Source organism: Paenibacillus sp. HGF5, assembly GCF_000204455.1.
GTDB classification, from domain to species: domain Bacteria; phylum Bacillota; class Bacilli; order Paenibacillales; family Paenibacillaceae; genus Paenibacillus_AQ; species Paenibacillus_AQ lautus_A.
On record NZ_AEXS01000067.1, the window covers coordinates 1 to 17,535 of the forward strand.

Genomic DNA, 17,535 nt, shown 5'->3' on the forward strand with positions numbered 1-17,535 from the left:
CATGACGGTGTTTTTTATGTCCCGTGAGGATGAGAACCCCATATAGGGGTTCGTCGGAGTATACGCTTCGTTAGGACTGCTTTCGCAGTCGGCCTGGAAGGCCGTATCCCTTCTGATGCACTATCGACATTCTACATATGAACCTCATGGCCGATTCCAATACGTCCTACACCCTAACACGACTTTTGCGGACCGTAGGTTCGTTATTTCATCAAAAACGGCCCGATTTAGAAATTAGCGGACACCACAGCCGTTATTTAGCGAAATCACAGTCAAAATACCCTCATTTTTCATAAATAACGGACTTCAGGTCCGTTACCTTACCTATAAGAGTGTTTTTCACTCAATTAACGGCCCCTGTGTCCGTTAAGGCAGCCCAGCCCAGCGCAGCACATCCCATGACTCCCTCCACATTCCGCGAACAGTCCGGATCCTCTACCTCCAAGCACTAACCCGCTCCGATTTCTTCACGAACATGGAGGACAAAGCCCGCGTTCGCGCCGTCAGGAGCATTTTTCTGCCTTCCGGCGTACGGGTGTAGACCAGCTCGGCCGGACCGATATGCTTGCGCCACAGCCGGGCAAAGCGTTCCGCATGCTCTTTTCGACGCCCGATTTCCTCCGGCACGGCATGGTAATCCCGCCTGGTCGAAAACCAGCCGCGCGCTTCGCGGTACAAAAGATAACGCGGGTTCTCGATCGGGTCCAGCACCTGCTGCAGCGAATTCAGGAAAAGCGTTTTTTCCTGGGTGGTTCCGTCCTTCATCCAACACACGACGGCTCCTCCTTCCTCCTCCGCTCTCAACCGGTGAAGGCTTGGCTCGGTTTCGACCAGCTCCATATCGTATAGCGACGTATACACGACCAGAGCCACTTCTCGAATGCTCCGCTCCAGCGATTGATGACGCATTACCATTTTGACGGCTTTAAATATCCAAGGACCGGATGCGATCAAGGCAATGGCGACTGAGAACAGCAGGCTGAACCAAGCCGGCGCGTCCGATTGAAGCAAATGCGGCGACGTTAACGTCTCGATGAAGGCGCCCAGCCCCAAACCAACGGCAAAAGCAAGCACGGCCTTCACCGTATGCGAGAAAATCAAAGGCTTAGGAATACGCTCCCGATCCACCGTCAGTTCCTCCGTCATGGAGCTGTGAAGGGCAATCGCCGAATTCCATCGCTCCTTCAAAAGATGCCGCTGCCTCGCCCGCTCGCATGTGTCGCGGTTATAGGCGTTGATGCTTTCTGCGGTTGGGTTTTTCCGAAGATCAAGGCCCATGCGCTCCATGCCCGACTCTATGGTTTGATGCGAGATCGATAGACCGACGAGAGATCGAAATCTGCGCGCAAGCGAGCTCAAATCCTCGCCCCCATTGATTAGGGAAGTATCGACGCATGCCAGATGCCAGATCGCTCCGGTCTTATCCGGGTTCCCGCGTTGGGCCCGGATCGCCCGTCCCCGCATCTGATTGGACAGCATGAACGAGCCTACATACGATGCCATGATCAAGGAATTGATCACGGGAGCATCCCATCCCTCGCCCAGAAGAGCCGCCGTACCGATCAGCACTTGAATGCCCCCCTCTGAAAACACCTCCGTTATCATGGCGACGATAGCCGAGCGATTTGCATCTCGAACATCTATCGTTACATAGCGGCTGTCGTGGGCAAGGGGGCGTTCCGACAAGCGGAGGCCCCGGCGTTCGGCGCAAGCTATAGCCAGGGGCATAGCCGTCACCGGGAGCACCACAAAGGAGCCTGTCAGAATGCCGATGGGCAGCTCGTGCTCGCCCCGGGAGCCGCTTTTCTCCGCTAGCTGCCTGCGGATCAGCTCAAAAATCGGGACAACTCCGAGCCGATGCAGCGGTTTCTCGTCGTCCGCATCCTTCGGCAGGTCCTCCTTGCGGATATAATCGGTCAAGATCACCATCCGCATGCTCTCCCCCAGCATGGAGCGCTCGAATTCAAGAATGCGGCCAATGCTGTGCAGTTTCGAAACGCTCTGGACCAGCATTTTATCAATCGCAGGCGTCGATCTCATATACACCTTCCGCCGTTCAATCATCCCCAACCGGCTGAGCCTCTTCTGCAACGCCTTTAACTCCGGCAGCTCGCGATCAATATGGGCATCTTTATACAGCATGCCGCCAAGGAGCTCCTCCAGCCACTCCTCCGTAAAGTCGGGCGTTTCCTTCTCTTTCATGCCGAGCAGCTTCACCCCCTCCTTCCAGATCGGGCGATTGGCAGCTCGCAGATAGAGCACCATGCTGGAGTAATACCCCGGGGAAGACAAAATGTCCTCCATATACGCTTCGGACCGTGTTATCCAGGGGTGATGGACGATCAACTCCGCCAAAAACTCATCTCGGACCAACTCGTCTTTGACCTGTTGTGCCTGCATTCGAAATTCCCGCAGCTTAGCGGCCTCTTCATGAGTTGGCCTTGTCAGGCTGATATAATCCTGATGGGGACACAACTCCCCATGGCGAACCAGCTCGGGCACGCTGATCTCCTCGTCGATAGGGCCGCAAAGCTCGATATACCGCTGCCACTCCCTCGGATTGACATCGTATGGCGGAGTGGCCGTAAGCGCGATCTTGGTCGGCTCGTCCAGCATCTCGCACAGCTGCATGGCGCTTTGCCACCAAGACATTCGAAGATGATGCGCCTCGTCAAAAATGAGTGTATGATATCCCTGCCGCTTCAACAATTCCAGAGCTTCTTGAGCCTCGGTACCGTCCGTGATATCATCCTCGCGGACACCGTCCCTCCCGGCCGGTTCAGCCTCAGCGTCTTCCATGCCCGTATCCGAAAACTCCTGATTCTCATCACCGGTTTGGTCCGCTTGCACCATCCCCGCGGTGACCTTCTTCGCAGAAGTCGGCTGCCCTGCTGCACTAATCAGGCTGTGGAGGGCTTGATAGGTCGTAATCGTTACCAATGCCGGTCGCTTGAGCGAGGTCGAGACCCACTCCGGCTGGACATCTTCGTCAAGAAACAGCTCCACAAGACGGCTTGCCCATTGCTGTTTAATGGTGATGGTGGGAGCCAATATAATCGTCGGCCGATTTATCCGAAGCATGACCTCCAGTCCAAGAACGGTCTTCCCCGAACCCGGCGGCGCCACCAGATGCAGTTGGCGATTCTTCAGATGATGGTCAAGCCCGTGAAGCACGCGCTTCTGATAGGAGCGCCAAGGATAGCGAAACGACAGGTTGCTCGGAAAAAACTTCATTGACTCCTCCAGTTTAGCTGCACTCCCTTTTTCATTGGATAGCTTAAAATATACTGTCTATCGATGTTCTTTGACCAAAGAAAGGCTGCGTTTCGAAAATACTATACTCGCGATTATCGTGGACTCAGCTGTGCCGATCCATGACATTACCGCAGCTGCATATGAAGTAGCGGAAACGGCTTTCCGGAACCATCCAGCTCCGAACGGCCGATCTGCACGAATCCGTATTTTTTATAAAAAGCGTGGGCCTTGGGGTTCTGTTCATTCACATCCACTTGAAGTCCACGCCCCTTCAGCCGTTCGGCATGCCGGATCAATTTTGTTCCCGTCCCTTGGCCGTGGTGCAGGGGATCCACAAACAGCATCTCGATTTTGGAGCCGTCCAGTCCGATAAATCCAATCGCTTGCTGTTCCGTATTCAAGCATATCCAGATCTCCACGGACCTCAGTGCCCCGCTTTGCATCATGCCATAATAGAACCGGATATCTTCCTCCGTCAGAAAATCGTGCGTTTGAGATACGGCACGAAGCCATAATTCCACCAGCTGATCATGGTAAGTTTCCGTATAAGCCGCGATATGATGTGTCATTTTTCATCCAACCCTTTCCAAGTCGTTCAATCCTTTGAACACTCATGAGATCCTTCAAATTGCTCTATACTATTATAAAGGAATCCGGTACATTAATCAGAGACTTTATCTTGTCAAAAAGGAGAGGTACGCATGCCATTATGGCTTGTATACGCATTGCTGTCGGCAGTCACGGCGGCACTTGTGGCCATTTTCGGAAAAATAGGCCTGCAAAACATCGATGCCAATTCGGCAACGGCCATTCGCTCCGTCATTATGGCCCTGTTTCTGCTAGGGGTCGTAGGGGTTCAGGGGAAATTCTCGGAGCTCGGAGAAATTCTGGTTCAAAAAAAGGCACTCAGCTTTATTGTGCTCAGCGGCATCGCGGGCGCTTTGTCCTGGCTGTTTTATTTTCTGGCGTTAAAATACGGCAAAGTATCGCAGGTAGGTCCTATCGATAAACTGAGCGTGGTCATTGCCGTGATTCTGGCCTTTGTGTTTCTGGGTGAGAAGATCTCCTGGATTAACGCAGCCGGCGTTGCACTCATTGCCGTTGGCGCGCTTCTTGTTGCCGTTAAATAGTCCCCTGCATAAAACCGCTGACACAGCGGCTTTTTGTTTATTCATTTATTGTTAAAACCTATCAATGTTATCGAATTTATATATTTCTAATTATAAGACAATCATGTCACAATGAGGATAAATCATGCGTGGAGGGGTGTTGTTATGTCAGAGCAAGTATGGAAGCCTTACGATTACGATCGACAGCTATCGTTTGTATCTGCTTATGGAAAAGGAGCGGCAGAGCTGCTGGCGCCTCAACCCGGAGAACGGATTCTCGATCTGGGCTGCGGAACCGGCGACTTGACTCATGAAATTTCCAAATCCGGCGCTCATGTCACCGGCATGGATTATTCCAGCGAGATGATTGAGCGGGCCAAAAGCAAATATCCTGGACTTCCGTTTCTAGCCGGGGATGGCGAGAACTTCGAAACCGAAACGCCATACGACGCCGTCTTCTCAAACGCGGCCCTGCACTGGATGAAGGATGCTGAAGGCGTGGTACGCTCCGTACATGGAGCCCTTAAACCCGGCGGCCGATTCGTTGCCGAGTTCGGAGGCAAAGGGAATATAGACGGCATCTACCAAGCCTTGAAAACCGTGTTCGTCGATCATTATGGAATCGATGCGGACAGCCGGAATCCGTGGTATTTTCCTAGTCTTGGCCAGTATGCCAGCCTGCTAGAAGCCCAAGGGTTCCGCGTGCATCTCGCCCATCATTTCGACCGTCCCACACGATTGTCCGAAGGCAAGAACGGCATAAAGTTTTGGCTGCTGCATTTTGGCGATTGCTTTTTTGCCGGATTCTCGCCTGAAGCGAAGGACGAAGCGATCGCTCGCATCAGCCAAGCTGCTCAATCGACGCTATGGCAAGAGGATGCTTTCTACGCGGATTACCGGCGCCTGCGAGTATTTGCAGAAAAGATTTAGCCATTTGGGGGTTGCTTTTCTAAATAGAATGGTTATAATATGAAAAAACTTGAGAATATTATTTTCGTTGATTGGGAGAGTAACTGCACTTGACTTTAGTCCAAGCGAGCCGGGAGGGTGGAAACCGGTACAAAGTCGGCCGTGAAGCGGACCCAGGAGATGGCCTTCCGAAGCACCATGCTGTAGGGAGCCCCGGCTTACGCCGTTATCGTATGAAGGTGGTTAGACCCTTGCGGGGTTTAACAACAAGAGTGGTACCGCGAGCACAAGTCCTCGTCTCTTTAGGAGATGGGGGCTTTTTTGATTTTCTGAGTCGTTTTTATATTTTCAAAGGGGGATTTACCGTGTTAAGTCAAAAGATTATTTCGAGCCTTCAACAAGCCGTGAACCAGGTCTGCGAAGCTTACGGCACCAAACTTCCGGAGTCCACTCCGATTCGGATCGAGCAGCCTGCCAGCATGGAACATGGGGATTACGCAACCAACGTTGCGATGCAGCTTGCGAAGGTGCTCCGCAAGGCTCCCCTGCAAATCGCCGAGCTGATCCAAGCCGAGCTCGAGCAGGACGCATCCTACAAACAGCTCGTCCGCTCGACTGAGATTGTCGCCCCGGGCTTTATGAATCTGCGCATCGATTGGGAGTATTGGGCGAGCCACCATTTTGAACTCCCCCCGGCAGCTAACGAAAAGATCGTCATTGAGCACACGTCCATCAACCCGAATAAGTCCGCCCATATCGGGCATCTTCGAAATTCCTGTATCGGAGATACACTTGTGAGATTAATGAGGAAGCTGGGTTACGAGGTCGAGGTGCATAATTATATCGACGACCTGGGCAATCAGCTGGCGGATACGGTGGTCGGCTTGCTCCACACGCCCCTGACGAAGGAGCATGCCCGGTTCGGCGATTACTGCTGGGACGTGTACTCAAGCACCAATAAAGCCTACGAAAGGGAGCCGGGGCTGGTTGAGCATCGGACCGAGGTTCTGCACGCATTGGAAGAGGGCAATCAGAACCTTTCCTGGATTGGACTGCTCGTTGCCGAGCGAATCGTTAAGGAGCATCTTGAGGAGATGAAGCAGTTCGGCATTGAATACGATCTGCTTGTATGGGAGAGCAGCATTGTTAAGGAGGGATTCTGGGCGTCCGCGTTCGAGCTGTTGAAGAATACCCCGCTGTTCCATCAGGAAACCGAGGGTAAACTTGCAGGCTGCTGGGTACTCAAGCAATCAGGAACCGAAGCCGGAGACGAGGCGGAGTCGGACCACAGCATCGATAAAGTGCTGGTGCGCTCCAATGGCATCCTGACTTACACCGCCAAAGACATCGCCTACCACTTGTGGAAATACGGCGTGCTTTCCAATGATTTTGTATATAAAAAATTCACCGACGAGGTTTGGACGACGAGCTCGCACGCCGAGGAGCGTACTTACGGCAAAGCGGACATGGTCATCAACGTCATTGATTACAGGCAGCAGTACCCGCAGGCGATGGTGAAGCAGGCTTTGGAAGGCCTGGGCTTCCAACAAGAGGCTGAGAAGCTGCGCCATGTCAGTTACGGCGTCGTCTCGTTAAGCCCTTCCGCTGCAGCGGATCTCGGCATCGATACTTCCGACGGTAAGGCATCCTATGCGATGTCCGGACGTCAAGGAATCGGGATCAAAATCACCGAGCTTATTCATCAAGTAGCCAAGGTCATCGAGGACACCCGGTCCGATAAAAACGGTTTGTCCAGCCATGCGATCGCAACCGCCTCCATCCGTTACTACCTGCTTCGCTTTGCACTGCAAACCGAGGTGGTGTTCGATCTGAAGCAGGCCACTGAAATATCGGGAAATACGGGGGTGTATTTGCTCTATTCCTACGCGCGTGCACTCAGCGTGCTTAATAAAGCTCAAGAAGCCGAGGTTACGCCGTCTGTGCCTTCCCGGTTCCCTGCCATGGAAAAAGCGGAACATGCGCTGCTGCGGCATATTAGCACCTGGCATGATACCTTATATGCCGCCGGACGGGATCTATCTCCTAGTGCCATTTGCAACTTCACCTATGAGCTGTGCTCCCTGTTCAACAATTTTTACTCGGCATGCCCGATTCTGAAGGCGGAGGAGGAAGTTCTCCAATTCCGTGTATGGCTCACTTCCTTATTCAAGAACACCCTTGGCGAAGCGCTGGAGGTGCTGGGTTTGCCTACTCCGAGCCGGATGTAAATTCACTCTGATGAATGAGCGGATCATGACTTATAAAAAAGCCACCGTACTATTATGTTGATCAAGTACGGTGGCTTTCTTATTTTATTGCAATCCTCTGACGGTCAATCTGACCTGAACGCCGTCTGCCGCCGGCTCTTCCTGCAGGGTCCAGTTGACAGCCAGCGCTTCCTTCAAGCGAGCCAACTGCTCCTTCTGGAGCTTCAATCCTTCGATAATGCCCTCGCCCACGCTGAAATCGGATTCCGAGCTGATGCGGAAGGCTTCCTCCAGCCAGATCTTCAACCCGTTGCGGGTATTAAACGTAATTTGGTACCCCTCGCTAACGGCCTTCTCCAGATCTTCCCCATGCTCTTTTGCGTAAGAGAATAATTCCTCATAGTGAAAATGACCGTTATTGGCGATTTGGAATCTTTCTGCCTCACCAGAGCGCACAGCCTCCAGCAGATCGGAAGAAGTCAGCCCCGATTTTCTGGCATGCTCCAATAGAATGGCGGTATTCTGTGATATTTTAGTAAGCTGCATGCTCGATGCCTCCTCGATAGGGTTCGTAAAATATTTTTTCTTCTATTATAAGACCAAATGGCTAGGATGTCAGACTCTTCTCAAAACATAAACTATATTCGCTCCCGATGTATTCGCCAAACGGTTCAATCTGAGCATACCCCAGCTTCTTGTAAAAATGAACGGATTCCTTCTGCGGTTCGCCTGTTTCGAGGCGCGAGAGACGATAGCCCCGCTTCTTCGCTTGTTCTTCCAGAAAGAGCAGGATCCGGGAAGCTATTCCCCTATTCCGGTAAGGGACATCCACGAAAAACCGTTTAATTTCAACCGATTCTGCATCCAGCGGCCGGATGGCTCCGCAGCCGACAGGCTGGCCATCATGGTAAGCCACCACGAATAGCGTTTCGTTTACTTTGGGATCGGCCAGATCCAGCCCGAATATGCCTTCCGCCGGGTATAACGTCGATAAATAATCGTCCAGCTTCGCGATGAGCTCCTGAAGATCCTTGTGAGTCTCTCTTACCAAAGTCATAGTGATGTCATTCATCCCATGCATCCCTCCACTGTTCTAATCGTGTCACGAATACCATTCGTTTGCAAGAATGCCTTCCGGCCGACTGCGATGTAATCCTACCGAAGCGTAGGCGCAGGCGGAACCCCAACTCGGGGTTCTCATTCTCACGGGACATTTCGTCCCAGTCGGGATACGGCCCTTCGGGCCGACTGCGATGTAATCCTAACGAAGAGTAGGTGCAGGCGGAACCCCAATTGGGGTTCTCATCCTCACGGGACGTAAAAAAACACCGTCATATGACGGTGTCTTTTTTTACGTCCCAGAAGGGATTCGAACCCCTGACCGACGGCTTAGAAGGCCGTTGCTCTATCCAGCTGAGCTACTGGGACATATATGTATGAAAATGTTTTAAACAGTAACGAAGTATATTATATCGCATCTTTTGTTTTTTCAAAGTACTTTTTTTCGGGATGATCACCTATCCGAATCAGGAGCCTGCTTACTGGGTAATATGTAAACATGAGAATGACTTCAGGAGCGTGATACCATGAGACAGCTTTTATCCTCTTTATCGTATTTCAGCATCTTCTTTGCACCGTTCATCCTTCCTTTCCTTGTATGGATTCTGTCTCCGGACGCCTATGTGGCCAAGCACGCACGCCGCGCCCTGTTCTCCCATCTGTTCCCCGTTATAGCAGCGATCCCGTTAATCTACATGGCCGTGACCTCGGGCTCATTCGGTTCCGTCATCGGATACCTCATTCTGTTCAGCATCATCTATTTCGGGGCTTTTGTGTATAACGTGATCATGGGTATTCAGGTGCTAAGGGAGCACGCTTATTGAACTTACCCTATAAAAAAGGACCATGCGCATACCGCATGGTCCTTTTCGCATTATTTGGTCGTAATCAATACCATTTTCTCATTGCCGTCCCATTTCACTTCACAGCCCAGCGCGGATGCCACGAAACGCAGCGGTACCATCGTGGTGCCCTTCACCATCCGTGGCGCCGAATCCAGCGTGACGGTCTTCCCGTTAACGACCGCTTGCTTGGAGCCCATCTTCAGCTTGATTTGGGTCGAGCCTTTGGAGGAGGATACGCTTTGCGTCTTTTGGTCCCATTTGACCGAGGCATCGAGGGATTCGAAGATCGGACGCATAGGCACAAGAACGCTTCCTCCGACCATCACCGGCGACTGCGCATAGGATTGGAGCTGGCCGTTGATTTTGATGCGGATCGGCGCTTCTCCGATTTCTCTGCCGGATTGGTCATAATATTTCAGCTTCACGCTTTTGACCCGAGTATCGTAATCAATGCGCAAGGTCGTCGTTTCATTGGCGGTCATGAACATGGAGTCCGTATCGGTCCCCAAGGAGCGCCCCTTCGCATCGTACGCCGTCGATTTCACGGTAATCCGTTGCGACACATCCCCGTTCTCCACGCCGATCGTAACGACAAGCTTGTTGTTGATGGTCGTTCTGCCCTCGGCTATGATTTTAGGCGTCTGGCTGTTGCCTGTCAGGAACACCTTCAGGTCGCTGATGGCTTTGCCGCCTTCCAGCTCGGCCTGGAAATTCGCGATTTCGTTGGATGAAAGATACCCGGACGTCGTGTTGACCTCCAGAACCTTGCCGCTGGCGTTGCTGCCGACAACGATGACGCCGGCCTGCCCGCCTTTATTCCGGTTTTGAATCGAACCGGTAACGATAAGCTTTCCGTTCTCCAGGCGGCTGCCGGATTGCAGCAGCTTCACGGCATCTTCAACCGGATCAACGACCGATACCTTTACGCTCTTGATCAGCTTCGCTGCTTTAAGCTCTACGACGAAGGTGCCGACATCGCTGCCGCCAAAGTAGCTGTCCGCCGATGTCACTTCGACCGCTTTGCCGGAAGCATCATACCCTACGGCGAGCATACCCACATTGTGCCCGACAGCAGAATTCTGCACGACGCCAGAAACGTTGACCACGCCATTGCTTGTATAGTATCCGGATGCCAGCAGCCGCGCCTGATCACCGGCCGGTCCTGCCGGGAGCACTTCCACCCGCTTGACGCTGCTGCCGCTGTCAAGGTCCACTTCATATGTACCGATTTCGTCGCTCATCATATATTCGGAATCACCGACTGCCTCAAGCGCTTGGCCGTTTGCATCGTAACCGACAACATAGAATCCCGCTTCCGCTCCGGTTCCTCCGTTGCGAATGTCCGCCGTCACGCGCATCTTGCCGTTCACGAGCTCATGAGACGATTCAAGAACCGTAACGTTCTGCGTTGCTTCGGCGCTTGCCGGGATTTGCACGGATACCAAGGTAAGCGACAACGCCAGGAATCCCGCTCCCCATAGCTTGACGATATGTTTATTCCATCTGCCCAATTCCAATCTCCCCTTGTCCATTATGTTAGTAGATGACACTAATCCAACATTATAGGGAGGATTCTCCAGTAATCATATAGAGGAAAAGCCCTATTTGTATCTCTTTCGTAAACAAGGATACCGGATGGTCCATACTCCCTACCGCAGCAATATCGAAATCGACAAGAATCCTATCTTTGTTCGACCTTTTTGCAGAACTGCGTAAAAACCCCATGCAATCTTGCATAGATGAACCTGCACATGCAAAAAGAGACCTGCCGATGGTATCCGGTCAGATCTCTTCGTTCGTCAAAGCTCTAGAAATATTGAGGGCCTTCGCTGAGCCGCTGGTTCAGCTGCTCATATAGCTGGCCTGTCGAAAGCAGCTGCTGCTTGAATGAATCACGGTCTTCCTCTGCCGTGGACTGAACGTTGTTCTCGAATGCTTCGTCCGTGGCATCCACAAAAGCATCATGCATGCTGTTGTCGAACCAGTCCACCTCCATGCTGGCGTTGCTGCGGACAATTTTCACCAGCTCGTAGCCTCCCAATGGGGATGATGGCGTCAGATAAGCCAGCAACGCGCTTTCTCCTTCCGCTGCAGGATAGACCTCTACTTCTGCGCACGGGGCGCCGTTTACTTCCGTAATCCGGCGGATTTTTGCATCTCTGATTGCATACATCAAACATTCTCCTTCATCAAGATGTACTGGGACTACACGATCCTTAATATTTTCATGTCAAATCGGAGAACAGCCGCAGCTCTTCCATTTGCTGGCGCGTAGCCGGCGTACCCAATTGATAAATGGTACGATACACCTTGTCCAAGGAAGATTGAAACAGGGCGTTGGAGCTTTGTTGCGGCGTATCCGGCCAAGGAAACATGTAGCCTGTCGCTTCTTCGTCCTTCTCCTGCATCAAATCCAGCTCAATCCGAACTTGATCGGCCTCTTCCGGCGTTGCTTCGATCTCCCATTCATAAGCGCTCGCCCCCTGCTCGGTCAGCACGGACCGGCTCTGCACGGAAACATAATAGGTTGACTTCTCCATGGACGCATCTCTCCTTCTCTTTGATATTCGTCCTCTTTCTTAGTTTTCGTAAAAGGACAGACATTTTATGCCTTCCTTCGGCATATATCTGTATCACTTTGGCGACGTAGGATTAAAAAGAGTGGACAGCGTATGACAAAGACAAAGAGAGGATGAACCGTCATGTGCGGAATAACCGGTTTTATACAATGGAGCGGCGATTTGACGCAGGACTCGCAGCTGCTGGTAAAAATGACAGAAAGTTTGGCTCACCGCGGACCTGACGGATCCGGCACCTGGATTTCCAACCCGTGCGCATTCGGTCACCGAAGACTCAGCGTGATCGACCCCGAAAATGGCGCTCAGCCGATGATCATTCATCAGGAAGAGGAAGTCTATGCCATTGTATATAACGGGGAATTATATAATGCTGCGGAGCTTAAAGACGAATTGGTACAACGCGGTCATCGTTTCAATACCAAATGCGACACGGAAGTTTTGTTAGTCTCCTATATCGAATGGGGCCCCGAGTGTTTGGAGCGCCTCAATGGAATATTTGCGTTCGCTATTTGGGACAGCGTCCGGGAACAGGTATTTTTGGCTCGGGACCGGGTGGGAGTGAAACCCCTGTTCTACAGCTATATTGACGGAACGCTTGTATTCGGCTCGGAACCGAAAGCGTTGCTGCAGCATCCGAAGGTGGAGCCCGTCGTAGGGGCCGAAGGGCTTGCGGAAGTATTTATTATCGGCCCGGCGCGTACCCCGGGACATGGCGTCTACAAGGACATATCGGAGCTCCGTCCCGGCATGGCCATGATCTTTAACCGGGAAGGCTTGCGCAAGTATACTTATTGGAAGCTGGAAAGCAAACCCCACGAGGATGATGCCGACCAAACGGCAAGCTTCCTTCGCGATCTTCTCCGCGACACGGTGGAGCGTCAGCTGGTCTCCGACGTACCGGTCTGCTCCCTGTTATCCGGCGGGCTCGATTCCAGCGCGCTTTCCTCTCTGGCCGTCGATTACTACAAGCGGACGGGCCAAGGACAAGTGCACACCTACTCCGTGGATTATGTGGACAACAACAAACACTTTAAGTCCCATTCCTTCCAGCCCGGAGCGGATGCGCCATGGATTAAACGGATGCACGAGGAGCTGGGCACGAACCACCATTGGATCGAATTCGACACGCCCGAACTGGTAGAAGCGCTGGATGTCTCCACGCAAAAACGGGATCTTCCGGGCATGGCCGACGTGGACGCTTCCTTGCTTCTCTTCTGCCGCGAGATTAAAAAAGGCGCAACCGTCGCCATATCCGGTGAAGCCGCTGATGAAATATTCGGCGGTTACCCTTGGTTCCACCGGGAAGAAATGCTCAATTCCGGTACCTTTCCGTGGTCCGTCGCGCCGGATATGAGAGCCGGGCTGCTGTCTGCCGAAATCCGGGACTGGATCAAGCCGCTGGAATACCTCGGAGACCGCTACTCCGATGCGGTAGCCGAAGTGCCTAAGCTGGACGGGGAGACCGGGCAGCAGGCCAAAATGCGGATCATGTCTTACCTCAATATCACCCGCTTCATGCCAACCCTGCTTGACCGTAAGGACCGGATGAGCATGGGCGTTGGGCTGGAAGTCCGGGTACCCTATACCGATCACCGCCTAATCGATTACGTGTGGAACATCCCTTGGAGCATCAAAACGACAGGAGACCGGGAAAAGGGCATTCTGCGCAAGGCCCTTGAAGGCGTGCTGCCGGATGACGTCCTGTACCGCAAAAAAAGCCCGTATCCAAAAACCCATAATCCGAACTATCTGGCGGCCGTCAAAGCACAGGTGCTGTCTATTCTGGACGATCCTTCTTCGCCGCTCCTGCCGCTCATCGATACCGCCCGGATCCGGGAGCTGGCATCTTCGCCGGATGCTTCCTCCAATCTGCCTTGGTTCGGCCAATTGATGTCAGGTCCGCAGCTGTTTGCCTACCTGGCCCAGGTTCATTTCTGGCTCAAAGAATATAACGTATCCATCCGTTAAGTCCTTATGGACTTCGACAAATCAAAAGAAACCATACCGGCACATGCCGGTATGGTTTTTTCGCGAATGGTATATCAATTTAGCGCCTGCAGGTCCGCTACAAGCTTTCGCAGCGCCTTTCCCCTGTGGCTGATTTCCTGCTTCTCCTCCAGGGAAAGCTCGGCCATCGTCTTCTCATGGCTTGGCAAATAGAAGAGCGGGTCATACCCAAAACCGCCCGCTCCGGCAGGATCCGAAGTGATCCAGCCTTCAACGTTCCCCTCCGCCTCGAGCTTTTCTCCCGAGACCGGATCATACAGCACCAGAACGCAGACGAACCGGGCCGGACTTAGCAGGGGCTGCTCGGTGTCCTCGCCGAGCCTTAACCGTTCGAGCTCGCCGAGCAGCTTCTCGTTATTGTCCTCGTCCGCGCCATGCTCACCCGCATACCTGGCGGAATAAACGCCGGGCGCGCCGTCCAGCGCATCCACGCACAATCCGGAATCATCGGCCAGCACAGGCAATCCCAGTGCGTCGCCGACTTCCTTGGCTTTTTTGAATGCATTGGCTGCGAAGGTTGCTCCATCCTCAACGACATCCGGCAGATCAGGGTAATCGTACATGCTCTTTACATCCGTGCCGAAAGCAGCAAAAGCATGCGCGAATTCCTTGACTTTCCCCTGATTGCGTGTAGCTACAATGAGTGTATCTCCAAGTGTCAGTTTCATGGGATCAGACTCCGGTGCTCGCATTCACGGAACCGATCTTGGCCACAATCGGGCCAAGCGCCTCCTGCTGACGCTCGATAAGCTCGCGGATCCCCTGCTCTCCCAGCTCCAGGATCTGATCCAGCTCCTCGCGGGAAAACGGGCTCTCTTCGCCGGTTCCCTGAACCTCAACGAATTTGCCGCTCCCGGTCATGACCAGGTTCATGTCCACCTTCGCCTTGGAATCCTCTTCATAGTTCAGATCCAGCAGCGCCTGTCCGCCGGCAATGCCCACGCTAATGGATGCCAGGTAGTCCGTGATCGGGAATACCGCTAATTTATGTTGTTCTGCAATTTTATTTACAGCTATGGCTAAAGCTACAAATGCTCCTGTAATGGAGGTGGTCCGCGTTCCGCCATCCGCCTGGATTACATCGCAGTCCAGCGTAATCGTCCGCTCGCCAAGAGCATGCAGATTCACAACAGACCTGAGCGCTCTGCCGATCAGCCGCTGAATTTCCATCGTCCGGCCACTGAGTTTACCGCGATTGGCTTCCCGTTGGTTGCGGGATTGTGTTGCGCGCGGCAGCATTGAATATTCAGCCGTCACCCAGCCCTTTCCTTGTCCTTTCAGAAACGGGGGAACTTTCTCGTCCACGGTTGCCGTAATCAGCACCTTGGTGTCCCCCATCTCGATGTACACGGAGCCTTCCGCATATTTATTCACATGGGTCGATAAATTCATCGGTCGGAGCTCATCGCTCTTACGTCCGTTAGATCTCATGTTTTCTGCCTCCTACTTCTTATCGCAATCCTGATTAGCATTCCCTATTCTACCAAAGTGCAGGCACAAAAGCACCTTTTGCGGGGGAAATTTCCCAAAGATGGCGGAGAATCGGTCAGATCGAGATTTCGTTGATGAACTCCGGACGGCTGACGGGCTCGCTATAATTTCGGCTATCCGTTCCAACCACCTCCGTGAGGTCGTTCATCCGGATTTTCACTTTGGCATCATCCGCATTCTCGGCTACGGTAAGCACGACGGCCTGCAGCAGCTCGGTCGGAACCTGCTCTCCCTGTTCAAACATGCTGTCCTGAAGCGATACGGTTACGGCTCCGTCCTCCCCTTTTTCAACCGCCGCAACGGTGGTGTCATCCGGGATGACCTCAACCAATCCGTCGCCATACTGCGGTCCGCGAATCAGCTCGTTTAAGGCCGCCTTCACCGCGTCTTGTCCGGTTGGAACAAGTCTTGTGACCGGCACGTAGTACTGAATGCCTTCCGGCGTCACCGATGAGAAATAGACCGTGACCGGTGAAGAGTTCGTGTACAAGGCATCATCCGCTTTTTGAAGATTGATTCCCATCGAACGTGACAGCGGACGGTCCAGCGGCGTGTGATTGACCGGCATTTCCGTCAGTTTGACCCCGTCCACCCATACCTGCATCTGCTCGATGCCTTCATGTCCTGTCAGCGTCCACGTCAACGCCTCCAGGATTCTCCGTTCATCTGCCGCTTTATATTCCGCAAATGAATTATTGAATTCGACGACCGCCAATTTGCTCTCCGGATCGACTGTCACGTTATGGACCTGCGTACCGGCAGGCAATACCGCCTGGAAGCCCTGTGGAACATAGCCCGCGTAACGGCCTCCGTTCACCAGCACTTCAAGGGATTCCTTCACCACGCTGGCGCCCTCCACCTTCGGAATGCCCAAGGTTACAGGTGCCAGCATCCCCCGTGCATCCGCAAGATATACCGTTGTCTGCATGCCGATGTCTCCTTGAGCCGCCGTGGATCCGGCCGTGTTCAGCATCTGCTTCTCCACTTGCGCAGGCGGCGGGTCAATCGCTTCCGATTGCTTCCCGGATAACATGCCGCAGCCGGACATCACGATCGGAACAGCAAGCAGCCCGGCGGCGGAAAGCCTGCGAAGAGTACGTTGATTACGTTTCATGTATTGTTCCTCCCTAACATTTTTTTGTACAGGTTGTACTCCTATGTATACGAGCCCTTTCCAAAAAAATAACTCTCAGTTTTGCCCTTTCTGGACAAAGGGGTGCGGAAAAAGTACAATCGTCGTAAGCATCTTCATCAACCACGAAAATGAGGTGAGTTCCATCATGGCAGAAAACGATTCAAACATTCCATACAGCCTGAACAGCAAGAAGGTAGCGGAAGCGACACGGAGCCTGCTGCATAAACGTGGAATCAAGTTGGAGGAAATCGCGGAGCTGGTGATGATCCTTCAGAAAAAATACTACCCGAATTTGACGATGGAAGAGTGCATCGAGAACGTGGATGCCGTACTCAGCAAACGTGAAGTGCAAAACGCGGTGTTAACCGGCATTCAATTGGACATTTTGGCCGAGGAAGGCAACCTTTTATCCCCGCTTCAAGAAATGCTCGCCAATGACGAAGGGTTATACGGCGTGGATGAAGTCCTGGCATTTTCCATCGTTAACGTGTACGGAAGCATCGGCTTCACCAATTACGGGTATATCGACAAACTCAAACCCGGCATTCTTGAGCAATTGAATGATAAATCAAGCGGCCGCGTACATACCTTTCTCGACGACATCGTCGGCGCGGTTGCCGCAGCCGCCAGCAGCCGGATTGCCCATCGCAAGCAAGCCGACCGGGAGATCGAGCTGTACGGTACGACCGAAGAGCTTCCAAAAGAATAAACCACTTCAAAAAGGGAGATTCGCTCAGCGTGCGAATCTCCCTTTTCCTGCCTTCCGAAAGAGTGCGGCTTATCCGCAACCGCCACCTACCATTTTCGAACCGACGGGCTGATTTCAAAGAATCATAGACGATAGCAGGTAGAAACGCAGCCGGGATTCGGACCCGAAAGCTGAGTTTCTTCCTTTATAAGAAGGCTGGTCACCGCTTGAAAAACCGGGCTGCCCCTTAC

Annotated in this window: 16 protein-coding genes, 1 tRNA gene and 1 other annotated feature; of the genes, 6 read left to right on the forward strand and 11 right to left on the reverse strand. The window is 52.8% G+C overall.

From position 1 onward, the window contains the following. Positions 1-435: 435 nt before the first annotated feature. Positions 436-3,234 carry a DEAD/DEAH box helicase family protein gene (locus HMPREF9412_RS11075; RefSeq protein WP_009591625.1) on the reverse strand — a complete coding sequence of 933 codons (2,799 nt, stop codon included), beginning with the start codon at positions 3,232-3,234 and terminating at the stop codon, positions 436-438. Positions 3,235-3,380: 146 nt separating this feature from the next. Further along, entirely contained in the window at positions 3,381-3,824 is a 444-nt protein-coding gene (locus HMPREF9412_RS11080) for a GNAT family N-acetyltransferase (RefSeq protein ID WP_009591718.1), read from the reverse strand. A 132-nt stretch (positions 3,825-3,956) separates the two neighbouring features. Between HMPREF9412_RS11080 and HMPREF9412_RS11085 the strand changes: the two genes are divergently transcribed. From HMPREF9412_RS11085 to HMPREF9412_RS11095, 3 genes are all read left to right on the forward strand, one after another. Then, positions 3,957-4,385 (forward strand): EamA family transporter, encoded by a 429-nt coding sequence (locus HMPREF9412_RS11085; protein WP_009591741.1) that lies wholly within the window; start codon positions 3,957-3,959, stop codon positions 4,383-4,385. 144 nt (positions 4,386-4,529) lie between these two features. Further along, positions 4,530-5,294 (forward strand): class I SAM-dependent methyltransferase, encoded by a 765-nt coding sequence (locus HMPREF9412_RS11090; protein ID WP_009591647.1) that lies wholly within the window; start codon positions 4,530-4,532, stop codon positions 5,292-5,294. A gap of 58 nt (positions 5,295-5,352) precedes the next feature. Beyond that, positions 5,353-5,578 (forward strand) — a binding site (T-box leader). Positions 5,579-5,638: 60 nt separating this feature from the next. Then, positions 5,639-7,501 carry an arginine--tRNA ligase gene (locus tag HMPREF9412_RS11095; protein WP_009591610.1) on the forward strand — a complete coding sequence of 621 codons (1,863 nt, stop codon included), beginning with the start codon at positions 5,639-5,641 and terminating at the stop codon, positions 7,499-7,501. An 84-nt stretch (positions 7,502-7,585) separates the two neighbouring features. Here the strand turns inward: HMPREF9412_RS11095 and HMPREF9412_RS11100 are convergent, their stop codons facing one another. The 3 genes from HMPREF9412_RS11100 to HMPREF9412_RS11110 form a co-directional block, all read right to left on the reverse strand. After that, on the reverse strand, positions 7,586-8,026 hold the full coding sequence (locus HMPREF9412_RS11100; RefSeq protein ID WP_009591674.1) for a hypothetical protein: 441 nt from the start codon (positions 8,024-8,026) through the stop codon (positions 7,586-7,588). Between the two features lie 61 nt (positions 8,027-8,087). Then, positions 8,088-8,552, reverse strand: a complete 465-nt coding sequence (locus HMPREF9412_RS11105) for a GNAT family N-acetyltransferase (protein WP_009591700.1) — start codon at positions 8,550-8,552, stop codon at positions 8,088-8,090. Positions 8,553-8,834: 282 nt separating this feature from the next. Then, positions 8,835-8,908: transfer RNA gene (locus HMPREF9412_RS11110), tRNA-Arg, on the reverse strand. A 158-nt stretch (positions 8,909-9,066) separates the two neighbouring features. On the opposite strand from HMPREF9412_RS11110, the gene HMPREF9412_RS11115 reads away from it, so the two are divergent. Next, a complete protein-coding gene (locus tag HMPREF9412_RS11115; protein ID WP_009591576.1) occupies positions 9,067-9,363 on the forward strand; it encodes a DUF4870 domain-containing protein in 297 nt (98 codons plus the stop codon). A gap of 50 nt (positions 9,364-9,413) precedes the next feature. Here HMPREF9412_RS11115 and HMPREF9412_RS11120 read toward each other — a convergent pair whose 3' ends face one another. From HMPREF9412_RS11120 to HMPREF9412_RS11130, 3 genes are all read right to left on the reverse strand, one after another. Continuing rightward, the gene (locus HMPREF9412_RS11120; RefSeq protein WP_009591695.1) at positions 9,414-10,895 is read right to left on the reverse strand and encodes a copper amine oxidase N-terminal domain-containing protein; all 1,482 of its coding nucleotides are present in this window, start codon (positions 10,893-10,895) and stop codon (positions 9,414-9,416) included. 296 nt (positions 10,896-11,191) lie between these two features. Then, positions 11,192-11,557: a hypothetical protein gene (locus HMPREF9412_RS11125; protein ID WP_009591743.1), complete on the reverse strand. Its 366-nt coding sequence runs from the start codon at positions 11,555-11,557 to the stop codon at positions 11,192-11,194. A gap of 52 nt (positions 11,558-11,609) precedes the next feature. Further along, on the reverse strand, positions 11,610-11,924 hold the full coding sequence (locus HMPREF9412_RS11130) for a hypothetical protein (protein ID WP_009591573.1): 315 nt from the start codon (positions 11,922-11,924) through the stop codon (positions 11,610-11,612). 162 nt (positions 11,925-12,086) lie between these two features. On the opposite strand from HMPREF9412_RS11130, the gene asnB reads away from it, so the two are divergent. Further along, positions 12,087-13,931: an asparagine synthase (glutamine-hydrolyzing) gene (asnB, locus tag HMPREF9412_RS11135; protein ID WP_009591594.1), complete on the forward strand. Its 1,845-nt coding sequence runs from the start codon at positions 12,087-12,089 to the stop codon at positions 13,929-13,931. A 74-nt stretch (positions 13,932-14,005) separates the two neighbouring features. Here asnB and HMPREF9412_RS11140 read toward each other — a convergent pair whose 3' ends face one another. The 3 genes from HMPREF9412_RS11140 to HMPREF9412_RS11150 form a co-directional block, all read right to left on the reverse strand. Then, on the reverse strand, positions 14,006-14,638 hold the full coding sequence (locus HMPREF9412_RS11140) for an XTP/dITP diphosphatase (RefSeq protein WP_009591642.1): 633 nt from the start codon (positions 14,636-14,638) through the stop codon (positions 14,006-14,008). Between the two features lie 4 nt (positions 14,639-14,642). Further along, positions 14,643-15,401, reverse strand: coding sequence for a ribonuclease PH (gene rph / locus HMPREF9412_RS11145; protein ID WP_009591725.1), 759 nt, complete (start codon positions 15,399-15,401; stop codon positions 14,643-14,645). 115 nt (positions 15,402-15,516) lie between these two features. Beyond that, a complete protein-coding gene (locus HMPREF9412_RS11150; protein WP_009591740.1) occupies positions 15,517-16,575 on the reverse strand; it encodes a GerMN domain-containing protein in 1,059 nt (352 codons plus the stop codon). Between the two features lie 166 nt (positions 16,576-16,741). On the opposite strand from HMPREF9412_RS11150, the gene HMPREF9412_RS11155 reads away from it, so the two are divergent. After that, positions 16,742-17,305, forward strand: coding sequence for a phosphatidylglycerophosphatase A family protein (locus HMPREF9412_RS11155; RefSeq protein ID WP_009591635.1), 564 nt, complete (start codon positions 16,742-16,744; stop codon positions 17,303-17,305). Positions 17,306-17,535 lie beyond the last annotated feature (230 nt).

What these genes read in the sequence shown, in the direction of transcription:
- HMPREF9412_RS11125 (WP_009591743.1), bottom strand. Translation starts at nt 11,557, where the DNA reads ATGTATGCAATCAGAGATGCAAAAATCCGCCGGATTACGGAAGTAAAC.
- HMPREF9412_RS11155 (WP_009591635.1), top strand. Translation starts at nt 16,742, where the DNA reads ATGGCAGAAAACGATTCAAACATTCCATACAGCCTGAACAGCAAGAAG.
- HMPREF9412_RS11105 (WP_009591700.1), bottom strand. Translation starts at nt 8,552, where the DNA reads ATGAATGACATCACTATGACTTTGGTAAGAGAGACTCACAAGGATCTT.
- rph (WP_009591725.1), bottom strand. Translation starts at nt 15,401, where the DNA reads ATGAGATCTAACGGACGTAAGAGCGATGAGCTCCGACCGATGAATTTA.
- HMPREF9412_RS11100 (WP_009591674.1), bottom strand. Translation starts at nt 8,026, where the DNA reads ATGCAGCTTACTAAAATATCACAGAATACCGCCATTCTATTGGAGCAT.
- HMPREF9412_RS11075 (WP_009591625.1), bottom strand. Translation starts at nt 3,234, where the DNA reads ATGAAGTTTTTTCCGAGCAACCTGTCGTTTCGCTATCCTTGGCGCTCC.
- HMPREF9412_RS11150 (WP_009591740.1), bottom strand. Translation starts at nt 16,575, where the DNA reads ATGAAACGTAATCAACGTACTCTTCGCAGGCTTTCCGCCGCCGGGCTG.
- asnB (WP_009591594.1), top strand. Translation starts at nt 12,087, where the DNA reads ATGTGCGGAATAACCGGTTTTATACAATGGAGCGGCGATTTGACGCAG.
- HMPREF9412_RS11140 (WP_009591642.1), bottom strand. Translation starts at nt 14,638, where the DNA reads ATGAAACTGACACTTGGAGATACACTCATTGTAGCTACACGCAATCAG.
- HMPREF9412_RS11080 (WP_009591718.1), bottom strand. Translation starts at nt 3,824, where the DNA reads ATGACACATCATATCGCGGCTTATACGGAAACTTACCATGATCAGCTG.
- HMPREF9412_RS11115 (WP_009591576.1), top strand. Translation starts at nt 9,067, where the DNA reads ATGAGACAGCTTTTATCCTCTTTATCGTATTTCAGCATCTTCTTTGCA.
- HMPREF9412_RS11130 (WP_009591573.1), bottom strand. Translation starts at nt 11,924, where the DNA reads ATGGAGAAGTCAACCTATTATGTTTCCGTGCAGAGCCGGTCCGTGCTG.
- HMPREF9412_RS11090 (WP_009591647.1), top strand. Translation starts at nt 4,530, where the DNA reads ATGTCAGAGCAAGTATGGAAGCCTTACGATTACGATCGACAGCTATCG.
- HMPREF9412_RS11085 (WP_009591741.1), top strand. Translation starts at nt 3,957, where the DNA reads ATGCCATTATGGCTTGTATACGCATTGCTGTCGGCAGTCACGGCGGCA.